Below are 17,705 nucleotides of genomic sequence, written 5' to 3'. Positions count from 1 at the left end.
CGCCCTCCGCATGCGGAGGGCGATACCGGGCATTACTCACCTTTAGCCGCCGAAACCACTACCCTTTCCTAAGGTCACCCTTGCTTGCACCTTTGGGCTGTGGACATTCGGTGACCACGCGCCATAGTAAGACAGGAGACGAAAAAGACATGCATGACGTAGCCATCACCGGTACCGGAGTGTTTACCCCCGCCGAACGCATCACCAATGATGAACTCGTGGCCGCGTTCAACCGCTACGTCGATCTGTGGAACGCCGAAAACGCCGAAGAGATTGAGGCAGGGTTGATCAGCCCAAAGGCCCATTCCTCCAGCGATTTCATCACCGCGGCCTCCGGCATTGAAAACCGCTATGTGCTTGACAAAGAAGGGGTTCTTGACCCCTCTCGCATGTATCCCCGTCTGCCCGGACGCACGGATGACGAACCGGGTTATATGGCCGAAATCGGGCTCGACGCCGCACAAAAGGCGCTGTCAGTTGCGGGGCGCGCTGCGGAAGATGTTGATCTGATCATCTGCGCGGCCTCCAACATGGAACGGGCCTATCCGGCCGTCGGCGTGGAAATTCAACAGCTTCTGGGTGCCGGTGGATTCGCCTTTGACATGAATGTCGCCTGTTCCAGCGCCACATTCGGCATTCAGGCGGCTGCGGATATGATCCGCTCCGGCTCTGTCCGCACCGCCTTGGTGGTCAGCCCTGAAATCTGCTCGGCCCATTTGGAATGGCGCGACCGGGATTGCCATTTCATCTTTGGCGATGTGGCAACGGCTGTGTTCCTCGAACGGGATGAGGGGCTTGAAGGCGACCACTTCAAGGTGCTTTCCACCCGCTGCGCGACGCAGTTCAGCAACAACATCCGCAACAATAACGGCTACCTGCGCCGTACCCATGACCAAATGGAAGACCGGCGCGACATGCAGTTCATGCAAAACGGGCGCAAAGTGTTCAAAGAGGTGCTGCCACTGGTCAGCGCCCATATCGCGGATCACCTGACCGATACCGGGGTGGCGGCAGACGACTTACGCCGGCTCTGGCTGCATCAGGCAAATAAATCCATGAATGATTATATCGGGAAAAAGGTGCTCGGCCGCGCACCAGAACCGGGTGAGCAGCCCAATATCCTGCAGGATTACGCGAACACATCCTCTGCCGGGTCGATCATCGCTTTTTCGAAATACAACAGTGACATGGCCTCTGGCGCGCGGGGATTGATCTGCTCTTTCGGCGCGGGCTACTCTGTCGGCTCCGTAATTGTCGAAAAAGGCTGATACCACATGAAATACGCGCTTCCCCTGATCTTTCTTCTTGTAACCGCCTGTGATGTGCCCTTTGTCCCGCTGGTCTGACATCTGACGCCCCAAAGCGACCGCCTCACGGTCCAAATTGTACATCTCGCGCCTATCAGTCGTGGGCTTCGAGGTGCATCTTCATATCAATCAACACCTTTTGCAGGGCCGTCGTTTCCTGCAACAGGCGCTTGGTTTCATTCACCGAAATCACACCATCTTCAATCGCGCGGGTATATTCGGCCATTAGCAAGGCAAAGCGCTGGCTCAGGCGGATGACTTCGGCATTCACCCCGCCTTCACGGTTCTGCGGGGTCGTATCATGGGACAGGGTGATGCCCCGCAGATCAGCTAGCGCGCTGGTCACATGCGGATAGCTCGCCGCCGCTTCCAGCGCGGCCACCGTATTGACTGGCATGAACCGATCCGCATGATCCTCTGCCTCAGAATAATAGCGGCCCAGCGTCGCCTTGGATTTACCGGCCAGCGTGCAGGCGGCCTCGATGCCCACATCCTTGACCAGCGCCTCTGTGTGACGTTTCAGATAGCGGTTATGCGCTGTCATCGTATTCTTTCCCCGTCGCGCCCGCGTCAGAACGGCGGGGCCAATTTCATTACCCTCCGCAATATCTGGCAGCGCGCGGCTTGTCATCGGCGAATTGCCCGGCAGAGCCGCTTGCCATCCACGCCGCCCCAAGGGTAATCAGCCGGCATGGCCAAGCTCTATTTCAACTATTCCACCATGAACGCGGGCAAATCGACCGTGCTTCTGCAAGCATCCCACAACTATATTGAACGGGGGATGCAGACCTATCTGATGATCGCGCAGCTTGATAACCGGGCGGGCGCAGGGCGGATCGGCAGCCGGATCGGCATCGGGGCGGATGCAGACACTTTTGCCCAAGACGAGGATCTGTTCAGCAAGATCAAGACCCGGCTTGACCAAGCCCCTTGCGCTTGCGTTTTCGTGGACGAGGCGCAGTTTCTCGAACCAGATCAGGTCTGGCAGTTGGCGCGGGCCGTAGACGACCTGAAAGTACCTGTGATGGCCTTCGGGCTGCGGGTCGATTTTCTTGGCAATCTCTTTCCCGGCTCCGCCGCACTGCTGGCGCTGGCCGATGAAATGCGTGAAGTGCGCACGATCTGCCATTGCGGAAAAAAGGCCACGATGGTGGTGCGCAAAGATGCCGCAGGCAATGTGCTCGCCGATGGTGACCAGATCGCCATTGGTGGCAATGAACGCTACGTCTCGCTCTGCCGGCGTCACTGGCGGCAGGAAATGAGCGCGGCGCGGGGGAACGTGGATTAACCCGCGCGACGCCATTCCTCATTCTGCGCGAACCGGAAACCAGATAGCGCCCCGGACAACGCGTCAGACCCTTGTGACAATTGATGGCCCATCGCCGTCATTTGCTGACACATGGCCGCATTATGTTGGGTCGCCTTATCCAACGACTGGATCGCATCGTTCAACTCACCCACAATCGCGGCCTGATTGCCGACAGAGCCTGAAATGTCGCCAATCATCGCATTTGTCTCTGACACTTGTGCAACGATACCTGTCAACGCCTCACCCGCCGCGTTCACTAGATTAGAGCCCATTTCCACCTGCTGTGAGCTCCGGAAAATAAGCTGTTTGACGCTCTGTGCTGCCTCTGACGTTCGCTGCGCCAGCGCCCGCACTTCAGATGCCACAACGGCAAAGCCACGACCGCTTTCACCCGCGCGGGCAGCTTCTACGCCCGCGTTCAAAGCCAGCAGATTCGTTTGGAAAGAGATATCTTCGATCATGCTGATAATATTAGAAATCTCGCCTGACGACTCCTCGATCTTGCGCATAGCCTCAACCGCATCGCGTACAGTATCGCCATTCTTTATCGCACTGTCCCGCGCGCGCGCCGCCGTATCTTCGGCCTGCTTGGCCCCATCGGCGGTCTCACGCAGCTTACTGGTCAGCCCCTGAAGGCTGTCAGCCGTTTGGGACAAGGTACCGGACTGCGTTTCTGTGCGCTGCGCCAGATCATCGGCGGCGCCAGATAGTTCCCGCGAACTTGTCCGAAAATCAGCAGACGTGTCAGTGGCCGTTTCCAGCACCGCGCGCAAACTGACGACAAGATGGTTAAAGGTTTGCCGGATCTGGTCATATTCGGCTGGCAATTCACCCTCAATCGTCTGCGACAGGTCTTGATCAGCCAGTTGCTGCAAATGGGAATCCAGCACTGCCATCGCCTCTGCCGCGGCGCGGCGCTCGGCCTGCGCTATTTCTTCGGCCTGCTTGTTTGCAGCGCTCGTCTGTTCCAGCGTATTGCGCTGGCGCGCAATTTCTGCGTCCGTCGCCTGCCGCCCTATGATCGACAGGGCAAGAAAAGCCGTTTCCGCAACAACGACGCTCGCATGAAAAACCGTGCGCAGCAAAAAACCTTCGGTCATATCGGGATAAAGCATTTTAGGCATCGTCAGGCTCATGCCGATATGATGCACCGCGATGAAACCCGCTGCACCCAGCAGTACCTTCACATCATTCATGATGGCGACGACGGCCAATACGGCAAAATAGACCATATGCGTATCAATCTGCCAGGGGTGACCATTCAGCGATGCTGTAAAAGTCATATTCTGCAACAGCAAAACCCCGGCCAGCACCGGTTTTGTCAGCCTAGGAAATTGCGAAACTGTGACCAATGCAGCGACCCCAGCACACAGCGATATCAGCCCCAGCATGACATAGGCATTTCCGACCAAAATCGCACAGATTGGCGCAAGTGGTGTCATCGGGATCAGGCACCAAAGGGCCAGCCGCGTCCCCTGATCAATCTGGGTTCCGTCGGCAACGGGCGGATTTCGCGTCATCAGAGACACCTATGATTTGCTGGCATTCAAACCGCTGTAATGAACCAAACGATTTAACATGTGGTTAGTGCGAGAGGATCGCTCAATAAAAACTCTGCGGGTCGATATCCACGGCCAGTCGTAGATTGGTCGGCAGGCGAAACTGCCCCACCCATTGCGCCAGCGCCTGTTGCAACGGTGCAGTCTTGTCCGCTTTGACCAGAAGGCGCACCCGATGTCGCCCGCGCACCCGTGCAATCGGGGCCGGGGCGGGGCCAAAGACCTGCGCCCCGATCCGACGCAAGGGCATGTCCATCCGGGCCATCTCTGCGCCCAGATCGAACACTTCCTGCACGTTCGGGCTGCTCAGGATGATGCCAGCCATGCGGCCATAGGGCGGCACGCCCGCCGCCCTGCGCTCTGCCGCCTCCGCAGCCCAAAACGCCTCTTCATCGCCCGCAAGGATCGACCGGATCACCGCATGCTCAGGCTGATAGGTCTGCAATAAAGCCGCGCCCGGTTTTTCAGAGCGGCCCGCACGGCCCGCCACCTGCCGCATCAGCTGAAATGTGCGTTCCGCCGCGCGCAAGTCCGACCCCTGCAACCCCAGATCCGCATCAATCACCCCCACCAGCGTCAGCAAGGGAAAGTTATGACCCTTGGCCACCAGTTGCGTGCCAATGATGATATCCGTGCCGCCCTGCGCAATCTCTTCGATATGCGCCTTCATCGCACGGGCAGAGCCATAAAGATCCGATGACAGCACGGCGATCCGGGCCTCCGGGAACAGACCCGCGATTTCCTCGCCCATCCGCTCCACGCCGGGACCGACAGCGCTCAGCTTATCCTCTGCCCCGCAGGCTGGGCAAACCGTCGGCATTGGCTTCGTCTCACCGCATTGATGGCACATCAGACGTTTCAGAAACCGGTGCTCCACCATCCGCGCATCGCAATGATCACAACCGATCTGATGGCCGCAGGCACGACATAGGGTCACCGGCGCGTAGCCACGACGGTTCAGAAACACCAGCGATTGCTCGCCCTTCTCCAAACGGTCCGCAATGGCCGCGCGCAGCGTCGGGGACACCCATTTGCCGCCCGGCACATCCTCCATCCGCATATCAATCGCGGACATCTGCGGCATCACGGCGGCCCCGAAACGGGATGTCAGGGTCAGGCGCGTGTATTTCCCTGCCGCGACATTCGCCCAGCTTTCAAGACTTGGCGTGGCCGAGGCCAGAACCACCTGCGCGCCGTTGATCGCTGCGCGCAACACGGCCATATCGCGGGCATTATAAAGAACGCCATCCTCTTGCTTGTAGGATGTGTCATGCTCTTCATCCACCACGATCAGGCCAAGGTTCTGATAGGGCAGAAACAGCGCCGAACGGGCGCCTACAATCAACTGCGCATCACCCTGCCCCACCATACGCCAGCAGCGGCGGCGTTCGGTCATAGTGACGCCAGAATGCCATTCGGCAGGTTTCATACCAAACCGCGCCTCCACCCGGTTGATGAATTCACCCGACAGTGCGATTTCGGGCAACAGTACCAGCGCCTGACGGCCCATGCGCAAACATTCGGCGACCGCCTCCAGATAAACCTCTGTCTTGCCCGACCCGGTAACGCCCTTCAGCAAGGTCGTGCCATAAGCATCCGAACGCAACGCGGCGCGCAATGCTTCAGCGCCAGCAGCCTGATCCGCGCTCAACGCTTTACCACCATAATCCGGGTCCAGCCGGGGATAGGGCAAATCGCGCGGGGCCTCTTCTTCTGACACAGCGCCCAGCTTCACAAGACCTTTGACGACCGACGTGCCCACGCCCGCCATCTCTGCCAGTTCGCCCAACGTAAACGAAAGCCCGCCATAATCGCGCAGCACCGCCAGCACCTTTTGGCGGGCATCAGTCAGGCGATCCGGCGTGGTCGATCCCAACCGGTACACTTTGCGCATGGATTGCGGATCACCCAGCCCCGGCGCACGGGTGCCAAGGCGGAGCATCGCAGGCATCGGGGTCAGGGTATAATCAGCAGCACGGCCCAGAAATTCGCGCATCTCATCACGCATCGGGGCCAGGTCAAGCACGCGGATCACCGACCGGATCTTCGCCCTGTCATAATCACCTTTGCCAGGGGCCCAGACCACGCCCAACACCTTGCGCGGACCCAGTGGTACCTCAACAAAAGCCCCCAGATGGCAGCCGCCCTCAGGCGCCTTGTAATCCAACAGACGGTCCAGCGGCTGGGTGGTCAGCACACCAATCAGATCACCCTCGTGAAAGTAGCTGTCGGTCATATCCGCCTTTTCAGGGTTTCAGCATGGGTCGCCCTCAGGTAAACGCTGAAATAGCAAACACCAACCCATCCCCGGAGGGAAGTTATGAAATTCTTCGTAGACACAGCCGAGATCGACCAGATCAAAGAACTCAATGACCTTGGCATGGTCGACGGGGTTACAACCAACCCGTCACTGATCGCCAAATCGGGGCGGGATATCCTCGAAGTTACCAAAGAAATCTGTGGCATCGTCGATGGCCCCGTCTCAGCCGAGGTCGTGGCACTCGAAGCCGACGATATGCTCGCCGAAGGACGCAAGCTGGCCAAGATCGCGCCGAACATCGCGGTGAAAGTCCCACTGACCTGGGCCGGGCTGAAAACCTGCAAAACGCTCAGCGACGAAGGCACGATGGTCAACGTCACGCTTTGTTTCTCGGCCAATCAGGCGCTGCTGGCGGCCAAAGCGGGGGCCACCTTCATCAGCCCCTTCATCGGGCGTCTGGATGATTTGAACATGGACGGTCTGGAACTGATCGAAGACATCCGTACGATCTATGACAACTACGGTTTCGAAACCAATATCCTCGCCGCCTCAATCCGGTCGGCCAACCACATGAGCGAATGCGCCAAGATCGGTGCCGACGTGGCAACCGCCCCGCCCGCCGTGATCAAGGCGATGGCGAACCACGTTCTGACCGACAAAGGGCTCGACGCCTTCATGGCCGACGCCAAAAAGGCAGGCATCAAGATCGTCTGATCGTAACGTCGTCCCGGTTTATGATCCGGGACCTCTACGCTATCCGATGCCGCAGCTGCAAAAGCTGCGGCATTTTTAATTCCAGACCCCATTCCGGAATGCTGCAATTGCACAAATAAATGCTGCAATTGCACCGGGCTCAATTCACGTCAACGTGTTCAGAGATTAACCAAATTTCAAACATTTCGAATTGCATTCACAATTGACAACACGAATTAGAATTTGCAATGCTCAGCGCGTTCACCAGTATTTGTATTTAGTCGCGACATCAAATCGATTGATGCGGCATATGACAATCTAAAAATCTGGAGCATCGCTATGACCACCACTCAGAAAAAAGCGCTCGAAACCCGGATTGCCACAAAGGCTGCCGAACTCTCACGACAGGCGAATGTTGATATCTGGTGCCTCGTCGCCAAAGGCTGACATCCGCCCACTTCCCCAGTAAAATAAGGGCAGGCACACCACTCAGGCAGCGCCTGCCCTCCTTCGTTCACCTGCCAGCGAAAGGGGACCATTCCATGAAAGACATCATTCAATCCATGTGCCCAAACAGCCTCGAAGAGGTGATGGGCTTTCACAGTGACACCGTCGTTCTCCGGTTTCAGGAAATCTATGCAGTCGATTATGAAGCCTCACTTGAGATTTTCAACGAGGTGAAAAAATGGCTCTGGCTCTCAGCCCAGCGCAATTACGAAGAGGACGTTCTTAATCTCGACCCGCCAGTATTATCCATGTTTTCGGCAATGGCCGTATTAGATGAAATGTGGCATAATTTCATTATTTGCAGCGTGGATTATACCCGTTTCTGCGATACCCATTTCGGCCAATATCTGCACCATCAGGTGGTCCCCCGCGCAGGCCATGCGAAAATCTACCACGACGCGGGCAAAGACTATGATGTCCCACAATTCGACAATGCCCAGCTGCGGGCGATGATGATGTATGTCTATCGCAAGCTCGGCGAAGACACCTATCACCGCTGGTTTGAAACCTACCCAGAGATTTACACCCTGGATAAACTCAGGGCCCTGTCGCGACATCTGACATCAGAAAACCCTTAACGCCCCTTCACACTTTTGCGCGTACGCAACGTTAACCCAGCCTCTGGCGCGGTAGGGGTCCGACGCAAATCCGATCACAATCCGACACGATACTGATCCCTCATTCCCCTGCAAATTAACACGTTTACGCAAGCCGCGCCGCACTCCCGCGACCCCACCGTACGGTGGGGGTCACGCAACGCACGGCGACGGCAGGTGCGACCCAAAAAACACCCCAGCACATTTTGGCAAATTTTCAGGAGGCAAAGGCCAAAATCATCTGCTAACCTATCACAAAATAAAAAATCGAGGCAGGCACATGAACAAATCACCGATGGCGCATGATTTGCGCGAAAAGATCATCGCAAATCCCGACTTTCTCCTCGAAGATCACGACGTGATGCGCGCCCTCGTCGGCGCGAATGAAGACAAGATGGGCGAAAACATCGTCGATCTGCGCGCCATCGCGATGGAACGGCTGGAGGCGCGTTTTGACCGGCTTGAAGACACGCATCGCAACGTCATCGCCGCCGCCTATGACAACCTCGCTGGCACCAATCAGGTACACCGAGCGATCCTGCGCATTCTCGAAGCCGACACGCTGGCCGAGGTGCTGACCTGCCTCACGGATGAGGTCGCCGATATCCTGCGCGTCGATGCGATCCGGCTGGTACTGGAAAGCGAAACCTCTGATAACGAAGCAGATTTCGGTCCCGCTGTCGTCTTGATGCCCGAAGATTTCATCGACGGCTACGTCACGCTGGGCCGCAATGTGCCGGCCCGCACCGTCACCCTGCGCCCTGCGCATAAGATCAGCAGCACGCTCTATGCCGGGCTTGGTAAGAACATCCAATCCGAAGCCTGCCTACAGCTGGATCTGGGCCCAGACCGTCTGCCCGGTATGCTGGTCATGGGGGCCGAGGATCCGCAGCAATTCACACCACAACAGGGCACTGATCTGCTGACCTTCTTTGCCGGTGTGTTCGAGCGGGCCATGCGGCGCTGGCTGGCGTGATTTCACCCGCGCTCAGCACCGCGCTGGCGACCTGGCTTGATCATCAGCGCGCCATTGCCGGGGCCGCCGAAAACACCATCACAGCCTATCAGACCGATCTCTTAAGCTTTTTGTCATTCATGACCCAACATAATGGCGGCAGTCAGGGGCTTGGGCCAATCGCCCGGATCGACATCCGCGATATGCGGGCATGGATGGCGCATGAACGGGCACGCGGGGTCGGCGCACGGTCGCTGGCCCGCTCACTTTCTGCGGTAAAATCTTTCTACCGCTGGCTGGCCGAACGCGAAGGGTTCGAACCCACCGCCGTCCTGTCTACCCGCGCGCCGAAATTCCAGCGCAAGCTGCCCCGGCCACTGGCCGAGGGCGCAGCAACCGCGATGATCGACACGGTCGAACTGCAAGCGCGCGAACCCTGGGTCGCAGCGCGGGACGCGGCCGTTGTGACCCTGCTCTATGGCTGCGGGCTGCGAATATCAGAGGCGCTCAGCCTCACCGGCAGCGACGCGCCCCTGCCCGACGTGCTGCGGATCACCGGCAAAGGCGGAAAAGAACGGATCGTGCCTGTCATCGACGCCGCCCGTGACGCGGTTGACGCCTACCTGCGGCTTTGCCCCTACCCTGTCGAAACAAATGCGCCGCTTTTCAAGGCCATACGCAGCGGGCCGCTCCGCCCCCGCGCGATCCAAAAGGTAATGGAACAGGCCCGCCTCCAGCTTGGGCTGCCCGCCACCGCAACGCCCCACGCCATGCGGCATTCCTTTGCCACGCATCTGCTCACTGCCGGTGGCGATCTGCGGGCCATTCAGGAACTGCTTGGCCATGCCTCGCTTTCGACCACACAAGCCTACACCGCCGTCGACACAGCCCGGCTGATGGATGTCTACGACAAGGCCCATCCCAAGGCATGAGCAGCCCCCATTGCCACATCCCCCAATTTCAAGCATGAAGTTCCGATGACCTTACGCACCAAAGCCCTATTCGTGCATCTTCTCACCGGCACCGGTGCGGTCTTTGCAATGCTTGCCATGCTCGCCGCGGTCGAAGAAAAATGGAGCCTAATGTTCCTCTGGCTTGTCGTCGCCTTTGCGGTAGACGGGATCGACGGACCGCTGGCACGCAGATATGACGTGAAAACCAACGCCCCGGTCTTTGACGGGGTGCTGCTGGATCTGATCATCGACTACCTGACCTATGTCTTTGTGCCCGCCTATGCGCTTTTCAAATCGGGGCTGCTGCCGGGCTGGACAGGCTGGCTGGCGATCATCCTTATCACCTTCGCATCGGCGCTGTATTTTTCAGATACGCGGATGAAAACAAAGGACAATTCTTTTTCAGGATTTCCGGGCTGCTGGAACATGCTGGTGCTGGTGATCTTTGCGCTGGCACCGAATTTTTGGGTCTCGCTCACACTGGTCACGGCACTGGCCATCGCCATGTTCCTGCCACTGAAATTCGTGCACCCGGTGCGGACAGCGCGCTGGCGACCGATCACGCTGCCCATGGCACTGGCGTGGACCTTCTTTGCAGGCTGGGCGGCCTGGGTCGACTTCCACCCGGAAAGCTGGGCGCATTGGGGGCTTGTGCTGACCTCTGTCTACCTGCTGTTCGCCGGTGTCATGCAGCAGATCATCCCCGAAAGGCGCGGCGCATAAGGGTAAAACCTTCCCCATCGGGGATGAAAACTTGCGCGGGGCAATGATCGGCAACATGTCAGATCAATAACCCTGCCGCCCCTTCCAACCGCAACAGCGCGACCTTCGCCTCTATCCCACCTTCGCCGGAATAGCCGCCCAGCCCTTGTGCCGCCAATACCCGATGGCAAGGGATCAGAATTGCAATTGGATTGGCACCGCAGGCTTGGCCAATGGCCTGCGCGGAAACGCCCAATTCCTGCGCCAGATCGCCATATGTCCGGGTCTCGCCATAGGGGATCGCGCAGAGCACTGTGTAAAACCTTTGTTGAAACGCATTGCCGCGCGGGGCAAGCGGGACAGTGAAATCTTTCAGGTCACCGGCAAAGTAGCCTGCCATTTCCGCGCATAATTTTTGATGCAACGGCCCATCTGTCAGCGTGCCTGCCGCGCCCCAGACCAGGGCAGTGACGGCTTCGCCATAGGCATCCGCGCCCAAGGGGCCAACGACAGAGCTATCACGAATCACGTCAGCCCACGGACAGCCATCATCGTGGCCGTCAGCATGGCGATGGTCTTTTCCGTGCCATCCTTGATCGCAATCGCTCGGCCTTGCGTAAAGGTCAGGGTGCGACCGGATTTCACGATCTCGCCCTCAAACCGGAAATGATCACCCGCTGCGGGCGACATGAAGGTAGATTTGAATTCAACCGTCAGCACCTCGGCCCCTTCCTCCATCAGGGTGAAGGCCGCAAAGCCGCAGGCGCTGTCCATCGCTGTCGTGATCACGCCCGCATGCATGAACCCGTGATGCTGCGTGAAATCAGGGTTGAATGGCATCTCCAACACCACACGGCCCGGCACCACATCTGCCACGCTGATCCCCATAGCCGACATCGCCCCCTGCCGGGCGAAATCGGCGCGCATTTTGGCCACGGCATCTGGATTACGAAATTCAGTCATGATGTTCCCCCTTGGTATCACCCTGCCCCGTGCCTAAATCAGACACAAGGAGCCATATATGCAGCATTTTTCACTACTCGACCTGTCCCCGGTCCCCGAAGGCCACAGCACCGCCGAGGCGATCGCGAATACCGTCAGCCTCGCCCAAGCCGCCGAAGCCCAAGGCTATCACCGCTTTTGGCTGGCCGAGCATCACAATATGCCCGGTATCGCCAGCGCCGCGACATCCATCGTAATCGGCCATGTGGCAGCGGCCACGCAGACCATCCGCGTTGGTGCAGGAGGGATCATGTTGCCCAACCACGCGCCTTTGGTCGTGGCCGAGCAATTCGGCACGCTCGCCACGCTCTACCCCGACCGGATTGATCTGGGGCTGGGCCGCGCGCCGGGCACCGATATGATCACAGCGCGTGCCCTGCGGCGGCATATGGCGCCAGAGGACAGCTTTCCGCAGGATGTGACCGAATTGCTGGGCTATTTCGGGGAAGAAACCGGGGCCGTGCAGGCAATCCCCGGACAGGGGACCCATGTGCCGATCTGGATCCTCGGCTCCAGCCTGTATGGCGCACAACTGGCCGCGCATCTGGGGCTGCCCTACGCCTTTGCCTCGCATTTCGCCCCTGCCGCACTGGCAGAGGCCGCCGCGATCTACCGGCGCCAGTTCCAGCCGTCGCAATACCTCGCCCGGCCTTATTTCATGATGGCCGCCGGGGTCTGCGCGGCGGATACGGACGCAGAGGCAGCATTCCTGCGCACATCCCAGCAACTGGCATTCGCACGGCTGCGGACAGGCAACCCCGGCAAACTACCCCGCCCGGTGGACAACATCTCCGATCACGTTCCCCCGCATGTGATGCAGGGCGTAAATGCGGCACTTGGATGCTCCGCCACCGGATCACGGGAAACGGTGCACCGGCAACTGTCAGCCCTGATCGCCCAGCACCAACCAGACGAGGTTATGCTGACCGGCATGATCCACGACCACACCGCGCGGCTACGCAGCTTCGAAATCGCAGCAGAAGTCATGCGCGATCTGATAAAAACTGCCCCGGATGTGTCCGATGCTGCGATAGAAAAGGCCAGCTGACCAGCTGCGGGCAAGGCGAAGGTTTGCTGGGAGCATTTGAGAACATTTCAATTACTCCCAACGAATGCCCGCTGTGAGTCCAAATTGACTATTGCTACATACCGCATGAACGTTCGCTTCGGCGAACGTTGTACTAGCCCAGAAGCAGGTTGCCGATTGAAATGTCATTTAGGGTCACAAAGCGTGCGGTGCGTTCACCGGGAAGAGGCGGGGCAGCATCCGAGCGCCGGGGCCGGTTCCCAATGATCTCCATCTCCATGCGCTTGAAATGACTTGGCGAAAGAGTTCCGAAAGCGAGATTGCCGACAGGCGGCGCGTTTTCTGCATCTTTTGCACTTGGAGGATGCTGATGTTCCCACTTAAGGCGGAGCAGCTTGACCCAACTCAGGTACTCGAACTCCCAACCCACATCGTGCACTTGAACGATGCCCCAACCGTTGGGACGAAAATCTTCACGTGCGGGCGGAATGTAGGGATTTCGTGCTCCGCGATCTTGAATCGGAAAACGCACGTAATCGCCAGCTGATACTACGGTCGGCTGCGGCTTTGAAAGTGTTTTTCGAGGTTTTTCCGCGCGAGGATTCTTCAAGCGATCCAAAATCTTTGCATTCGACTTTGTGCGCGCCCTGACGTCTTTCTCCTCCATCTCGGATCCACGCAATATCTCAATGTCGATCCCGGATTCCAAAACCTGGATCGCTTCAGAGTAGGTTTCTGTGTGGTGAATGCCGCGCTTCTCAAACTGATCCGCCAAAATCAGGACAGTAAGATCCCGATGCTCCATTGCGTCTTCCGCTCCACCAAGCAAAAGGTCAACCAGTTCATCGACGGGCTTTGGCAGTCTCAATACAGCGCGAATGAGGTCAACGAAATCCGCTGCATCATCATCCGAGTACAAGCCAGCACCCCAGGTGCCCATCAAGTATTTCCTTCTGCGGGTGCTTCTTGCTGTCACTTTGCATTGGTCGGCAATCCCCGGCAAGAGTGTAGAGTCTTCCAGCCGCTCAGATAGTTTGCTTGCAAGCAAAGCTGACATTGGTGAAAGTGGAGCGAGTGCAACTTTGTCCGCACAGCCGACATTCACCCACCTTTGACCTCACCGCTTCCACGAATGGAGCGATCAATATCATCCCAGAACTGCATCACAGCGCACGCCCCCTGTGACCTTATGGGCAAGTTACGACACCCGCCATCCTCCGCGAGGCCTGCGCGCATGTCTTTGTCGGCAGGAGTCAGCAAAAAGCCCGCCTCAATAAGAGACGGGCTTTTCAAGGCGAAAGCGTCAAGGGGCGATCAGCAGGACAGTGGAATCCGTGTGATCCCCATGTCCCCCATGATCTGATTATCAGTGGGTGCCGCCCCGACGACATCGCAGCCTGTGGCGCGCTCGACTGCGGGGATGATATCGCGATTGATGTTCAGCCAGCCGAACATGCTGGGCACAGGGTCCGCATAGGTCAAAATCGCCGCTCCGGCGGCATCGGTCGGGTCATATTGAACGCGCAGGTTCACGCCGTTGACCGGCACCACAAGGGCACGCTCGGCCCCCGTCACGGGTGGTGGCGTACCATCTATGGAGCCTGAACAGCTCACCAATGCAAGGGTCGACAAACATATGATCGCAATAGATTTCATTCTGAATCTCCTTTTCAGATTCAACCTAACGCCGCATCACAGCGGCCGCAAACCCCTGCATGTTTGTGCGTGCCCACGTCTGGCAGGATCTTCCAGCAGCGCTGGCATTTCTCGCCTGTCGCGCGGGCGAAGACCACGGCGACATCGGCCACGTCGTCCAATGTGAACGCATCCGCAGGGGCCGCATCGGTGCTGACCGTGATGCCAGAGGTGATGCAAAGATCGTCGAAGGCCACGGTTTTCAGCAGCTCCGCGACATCTGCATTCACATAAACCGTCGGCGCGGCCTCAAGCGAGGCGCCGATGACCTTGTTGGTCCGCTCTACCTCGAGCGCGCCGGTGACAACGCGGCGCACCTTGCGGACGGTCGCCCATTTGGCTGCCAATGCGTCATCATACCACGCGGCAGGGGTTTCGGCGAAATCCTCAAGATGGACAGAGCTTTCATCGCCGGGGAAACGCTCTAGCCAGACCTCTTCCATCGTGAAAGTCAGCATCGGTGCTAACCATTTGGTCAGCCGGTGGAACAGGATGTCCAGCACGCTCCGCGCGGCGCGGCGGCGTGTCGTGTCGCCATCGCAATAAAGCGCGTCTTTACGGATGTCGAAATAGAAGGCCGACAGTTCCAGCGTGGCAAAGGTGAAAACCGCCTGAAACACACCTTGGAAATCGTATTTCGCGTAACCTTCGCGCACCTGCACGTCCAGCTCTGCCAGACGGTGCAGCACCCAGCGTTCCAGCTCTGGCATATCGGCGGGATCAACCCTGTCCGCCTCGGTAAAGTCGCTCAGCGACCCCAGCATAAAGCGCAACGTGTTGCGCAAACGGCGATAGCTGTCCGCCACGCCTTTCAGGATTTCATCGCCGATCCGGTGGTCGTGTTTGTAATCGGTCGTGGCCACCCAAAGCCGCATAATATCCGCGCCATATTGCTTGACCACCTGATCCGGCACGATGGTATTGCCCAGCGATTTCGACATCTTCTCACCCTTGGCATCAAGGGTGAACGCATGGGTCACAACCGCGCGGTAAGGCGCGTGGCCCATTGTTCCGCAGGCCTGCAACATAGAGGAATGGAACCAGCCCCGGTGCTGGTCGGTGCCTTCCAGATAAACATCGGCGGTGCCATCCTCGGATCCGTCGGCGCGGTCACGCAGCACAAACGCATGGGTCGAGCCGCTGTCGAACCAGACATCCAAAATATCAAAGACTTGTGTGTAGGCATCATGATCGACATCATTGCCAAGAAAGCGCGCCTTTGCCCCATCTTTATACCACGCATCCGCGCCTTCGGCCTCAAACGCCTCAAGAATACGGGCGTTCACGGATTCATTGCGCAGCAGGAAGTCCGGATCGGTGGGCAGCGCCCCTGTCTTGACAAAACAGGTCAATGGCACGCCCCAAGCGCGTTGGCGGGACAGCACCCAATCAGGCCGTGCCTCGATCATGGAATACAGCCGGTTGCGGCCGGTTTTGGGCGTCCAAGTGACCAGTTCATCAATGGATGTCAGCGCCCGTTCGCGGATCGTGGTGCCGTAAGTGTCATTGCCGTCACCCACCGCACGGTCAATCGCAGCGAACCATTGCGGGGTGTTGCGATAGATCACCGGAGCCTTGGACCGCCAGCTATGTGGGTAAGAGTGCTTGATGACGCCGCGCGCAAACAGCCCGCCAACCTCGGCCAGTTTGGCCATCACAGCGGTGTTGGCATCCCCTTCCCAAGGGTTGGTCTTGTTCTTCTTGTTTGGCTTGTCGCGCATGATCTTTTTGCCGCCAAAGAAGGGTAGATCTTCGCGGAATGATCCGTCTTCCATCACGTTATAGGTGATGACCTGCTGCAACATGCCCAGATCGCGATAAAGCTCAAATTCCTCCATCCCGTGGGAGGGGGCGCAATGGACAAAGCCAGTGCCTTCGTCATCGGTGACAAAATCGGCGGCGCGGAAATCGCGGGGATCATCCCATTCGCCGTTAGAACCCTCAGCTTGATCAAGCGGATGTCGCAATGCAAGATTGCTTAGTTCGTCAGAGCCAACATCTCTCAAACGACGATACATACCCTCTTCTAATCGGGCCTTCTTCATTGTCGCTTCTGCCAGTTTGTCGGCAAGGATCAACTTCTCGCCGACGGTAGCCCAGCATTCCTCCGGTACATTGACGACTTCGTAAAGGCCGTATGAGATGTTTTGGCCATAAACCACCGCCTTATTGGAAGGAATTGTCCAAGGAGTGGTCGTCCAGATAACCACGGATGCGTTCTGCAAATCCAAATTGAATGTTGGGTGTGGCTCACCTTCCACCACATCAAACAAACGATTCCCGGAAACTCTGAACTTCACCCAGATTGTTGCGCTTTCCTTGTCGTGATACTCGACCTCGGCCTCGGCCAGCGCGGTCTTTTCCACCGGCGACCACATCACAGGCTTGGACCCTTGGTAGAGCGTGCCATTCATCAGGAATTTCTGAAATTCCTCGGCGATGACCTTTTCGGCGTGGAAGTTCATCGTCAGATAGGGTTCATCCCAATTGCCCTGCACGCCCAACCGCTTGAATTCATCGCGCTGGATGTCCACCCAGCCTTCGGCGAACTTGCGGCACTCCTGACGGAAATCGACAACCGGCACGTCATCTTTGTTCTGGCCATTGTTGCGGTACTGTTCTTCGATCTTCCATTCGATCGGCAGCCCGTGACAATCCCAGCCGGGAATATAGCGCGCGTCGCGGCCCATCATCTGGTGTGACCGCACAACCATGTCTTTGAGGATCTTATTCAGCGCATGGCCGATATGCAGATGCCCGTTCGCATAGGGCGGGCCATCATGCAGGGTGAAAGGCTTGCGCCCCGCGGCCTTGGCCCGCAGGCGGTCATAAACCCCGATCTGCGCCCAGCGGGCCAGCCAATCGGGTTCGCGTTTGGGCAATCCGGCCCGCATGGGGAAATCGGTGCGCGGCAGGTTCAGCGTGTCTTTGTAGTCGGGCGTTTCGGCGCACATGGGTGGCGTCCTTTTGGTCGATCATGAATCCAGAAAATGAAGGAGCGGTGCGCAGAGGCAGACACCTTTTCCCGGCCGGCTCAATCTGATCAAGCCGCCGGGCAACTAATGCGTATCATCATCAGGCTCAACTTCATGAGCGGGCTTATAGGCCGGTGTTGCAGGGGGGTAAAGGGCGGTCTTGCT

At 58.2% G+C, this 17,705-nt stretch carries 16 protein-coding genes; 8 read left to right on the top strand and 8 right to left on the bottom strand.

The features are described from left to right. Nucleotides 1-149 precede the first annotated feature (149 nt). On the top strand, nt 150-1,268 hold the full coding sequence (locus ACJ5NV_RS06335; protein ID WP_411642788.1) for a beta-ketoacyl-ACP synthase III: 1,119 nt from the start codon (nt 150-152) through the stop codon (nt 1,266-1,268). A 133-nt stretch (nt 1,269-1,401) separates the two neighbouring features. On the opposite strand, the gene ACJ5NV_RS06330 is transcribed toward ACJ5NV_RS06335, so the two are convergent. Beyond that, nucleotides 1,402-1,851, bottom strand: coding sequence for a hypothetical protein (locus tag ACJ5NV_RS06330; protein ID WP_411642787.1), 450 nt, complete (start codon nt 1,849-1,851; stop codon nt 1,402-1,404). Between the two features lie 147 nt (nt 1,852-1,998). On the opposite strand from ACJ5NV_RS06330, the gene ACJ5NV_RS06325 reads away from it, so the two are divergent. Then, nucleotides 1,999-2,595 (top strand): thymidine kinase, encoded by a 597-nt coding sequence (locus ACJ5NV_RS06325; protein ID WP_411642786.1) that lies wholly within the window; start codon nt 1,999-2,001, stop codon nt 2,593-2,595. On the opposite strand, the gene ACJ5NV_RS06320 is transcribed toward ACJ5NV_RS06325, so the two are convergent. Together ACJ5NV_RS06320 and ACJ5NV_RS06315 are read right to left on the bottom strand one after the other, a co-directional pair. Further along, nucleotides 2,592-4,136, bottom strand: a complete 1,545-nt coding sequence (locus ACJ5NV_RS06320; RefSeq protein ID WP_411642785.1) for a methyl-accepting chemotaxis protein — start codon at nt 4,134-4,136, stop codon at nt 2,592-2,594. The genes ACJ5NV_RS06325 and ACJ5NV_RS06320 overlap by 4 nt on opposite strands. Before the next feature lie 82 nt (nt 4,137-4,218). Next, a complete protein-coding gene (locus ACJ5NV_RS06315) occupies nt 4,219-6,411 on the bottom strand; it encodes a primosomal protein N' (RefSeq protein WP_411642784.1) in 2,193 nt (730 codons plus the stop codon). Nucleotides 6,412-6,495: 84 nt separating this feature from the next. Here ACJ5NV_RS06315 and fsa point away from each other — a divergent pair, with 84 nt between their 5' ends. From fsa to ACJ5NV_RS06290, 5 genes are all read left to right on the top strand, one after another. Continuing rightward, a complete protein-coding gene (fsa, locus tag ACJ5NV_RS06310; protein ID WP_411642783.1) occupies nt 6,496-7,149 on the top strand; it encodes a fructose-6-phosphate aldolase in 654 nt (217 codons plus the stop codon). 521 nt (nt 7,150-7,670) lie between these two features. After that, on the top strand, nt 7,671-8,213 hold the full coding sequence (locus ACJ5NV_RS06305) for a glycine-rich domain-containing protein (protein WP_411642782.1): 543 nt from the start codon (nt 7,671-7,673) through the stop codon (nt 8,211-8,213). Between the two features lie 298 nt (nt 8,214-8,511). Then, on the top strand, nt 8,512-9,207 hold the full coding sequence (locus tag ACJ5NV_RS06300; RefSeq protein ID WP_411642781.1) for a DUF484 family protein: 696 nt from the start codon (nt 8,512-8,514) through the stop codon (nt 9,205-9,207). Further along, the gene (locus ACJ5NV_RS06295; protein ID WP_411642780.1) at nt 9,204-10,118 is read left to right on the top strand and encodes a tyrosine recombinase XerC; all 915 of its coding nucleotides are present in this window, start codon (nt 9,204-9,206) and stop codon (nt 10,116-10,118) included. Before ACJ5NV_RS06300 ends, ACJ5NV_RS06295 begins: the two co-directional genes overlap by 4 nt. 45 nt (nt 10,119-10,163) lie before the next feature. Beyond that, complete coding sequence (locus ACJ5NV_RS06290; RefSeq protein ID WP_411642779.1) at nt 10,164-10,862, top strand: CDP-alcohol phosphatidyltransferase family protein; 699 nt, start codon at nt 10,164-10,166, stop codon at nt 10,860-10,862. A 58-nt stretch (nt 10,863-10,920) separates the two neighbouring features. On the opposite strand, the gene ACJ5NV_RS06285 is transcribed toward ACJ5NV_RS06290, so the two are convergent. After that, nucleotides 10,921-11,367 (bottom strand): methylated-DNA--[protein]-cysteine S-methyltransferase, encoded by a 447-nt coding sequence (locus ACJ5NV_RS06285; protein WP_411642831.1) that lies wholly within the window; start codon nt 11,365-11,367, stop codon nt 10,921-10,923. Further along, the gene (locus ACJ5NV_RS06280) at nt 11,367-11,804 is read right to left on the bottom strand and encodes a PaaI family thioesterase (protein WP_411642778.1); all 438 of its coding nucleotides are present in this window, start codon (nt 11,802-11,804) and stop codon (nt 11,367-11,369) included. Before ACJ5NV_RS06280 ends, ACJ5NV_RS06285 begins: the two co-directional genes overlap by 1 nt. Before the next feature lie 58 nt (nt 11,805-11,862). On the opposite strand from ACJ5NV_RS06280, the gene ACJ5NV_RS06275 reads away from it, so the two are divergent. Further along, nucleotides 11,863-12,891, top strand: coding sequence for an LLM class flavin-dependent oxidoreductase (locus ACJ5NV_RS06275; RefSeq protein WP_411642777.1), 1,029 nt, complete (start codon nt 11,863-11,865; stop codon nt 12,889-12,891). A 133-nt stretch (nt 12,892-13,024) separates the two neighbouring features. Here ACJ5NV_RS06275 and ACJ5NV_RS06270 read toward each other — a convergent pair whose 3' ends face one another. From ACJ5NV_RS06270 to ileS, 3 genes are all read right to left on the bottom strand, one after another. After that, nucleotides 13,025-13,810, bottom strand: a complete 786-nt coding sequence (locus ACJ5NV_RS06270; RefSeq protein ID WP_411642776.1) for a hypothetical protein — start codon at nt 13,808-13,810, stop codon at nt 13,025-13,027. 374 nt (nt 13,811-14,184) lie between these two features. Next, nucleotides 14,185-14,526: a hypothetical protein gene (locus ACJ5NV_RS06265; RefSeq protein WP_411642775.1), complete on the bottom strand. Its 342-nt coding sequence runs from the start codon at nt 14,524-14,526 to the stop codon at nt 14,185-14,187. 20 nt (nt 14,527-14,546) lie between these two features. Then, nucleotides 14,547-17,519, bottom strand: a complete 2,973-nt coding sequence (gene ileS, locus ACJ5NV_RS06260) for an isoleucine--tRNA ligase (protein WP_411642774.1) — start codon at nt 17,517-17,519, stop codon at nt 14,547-14,549. Nucleotides 17,520-17,705 lie beyond the last annotated feature (186 nt).

It is taken from the genome of Loktanella agnita (genome assembly GCF_046640325.1).
GTDB lineage: Bacteria > Pseudomonadota > Alphaproteobacteria > Rhodobacterales > Rhodobacteraceae > Yoonia > Yoonia agnita.
Note: the sequence above shows the minus strand (reverse complement) of the source record. Positions and strands in the feature narration are given on the sequence as shown.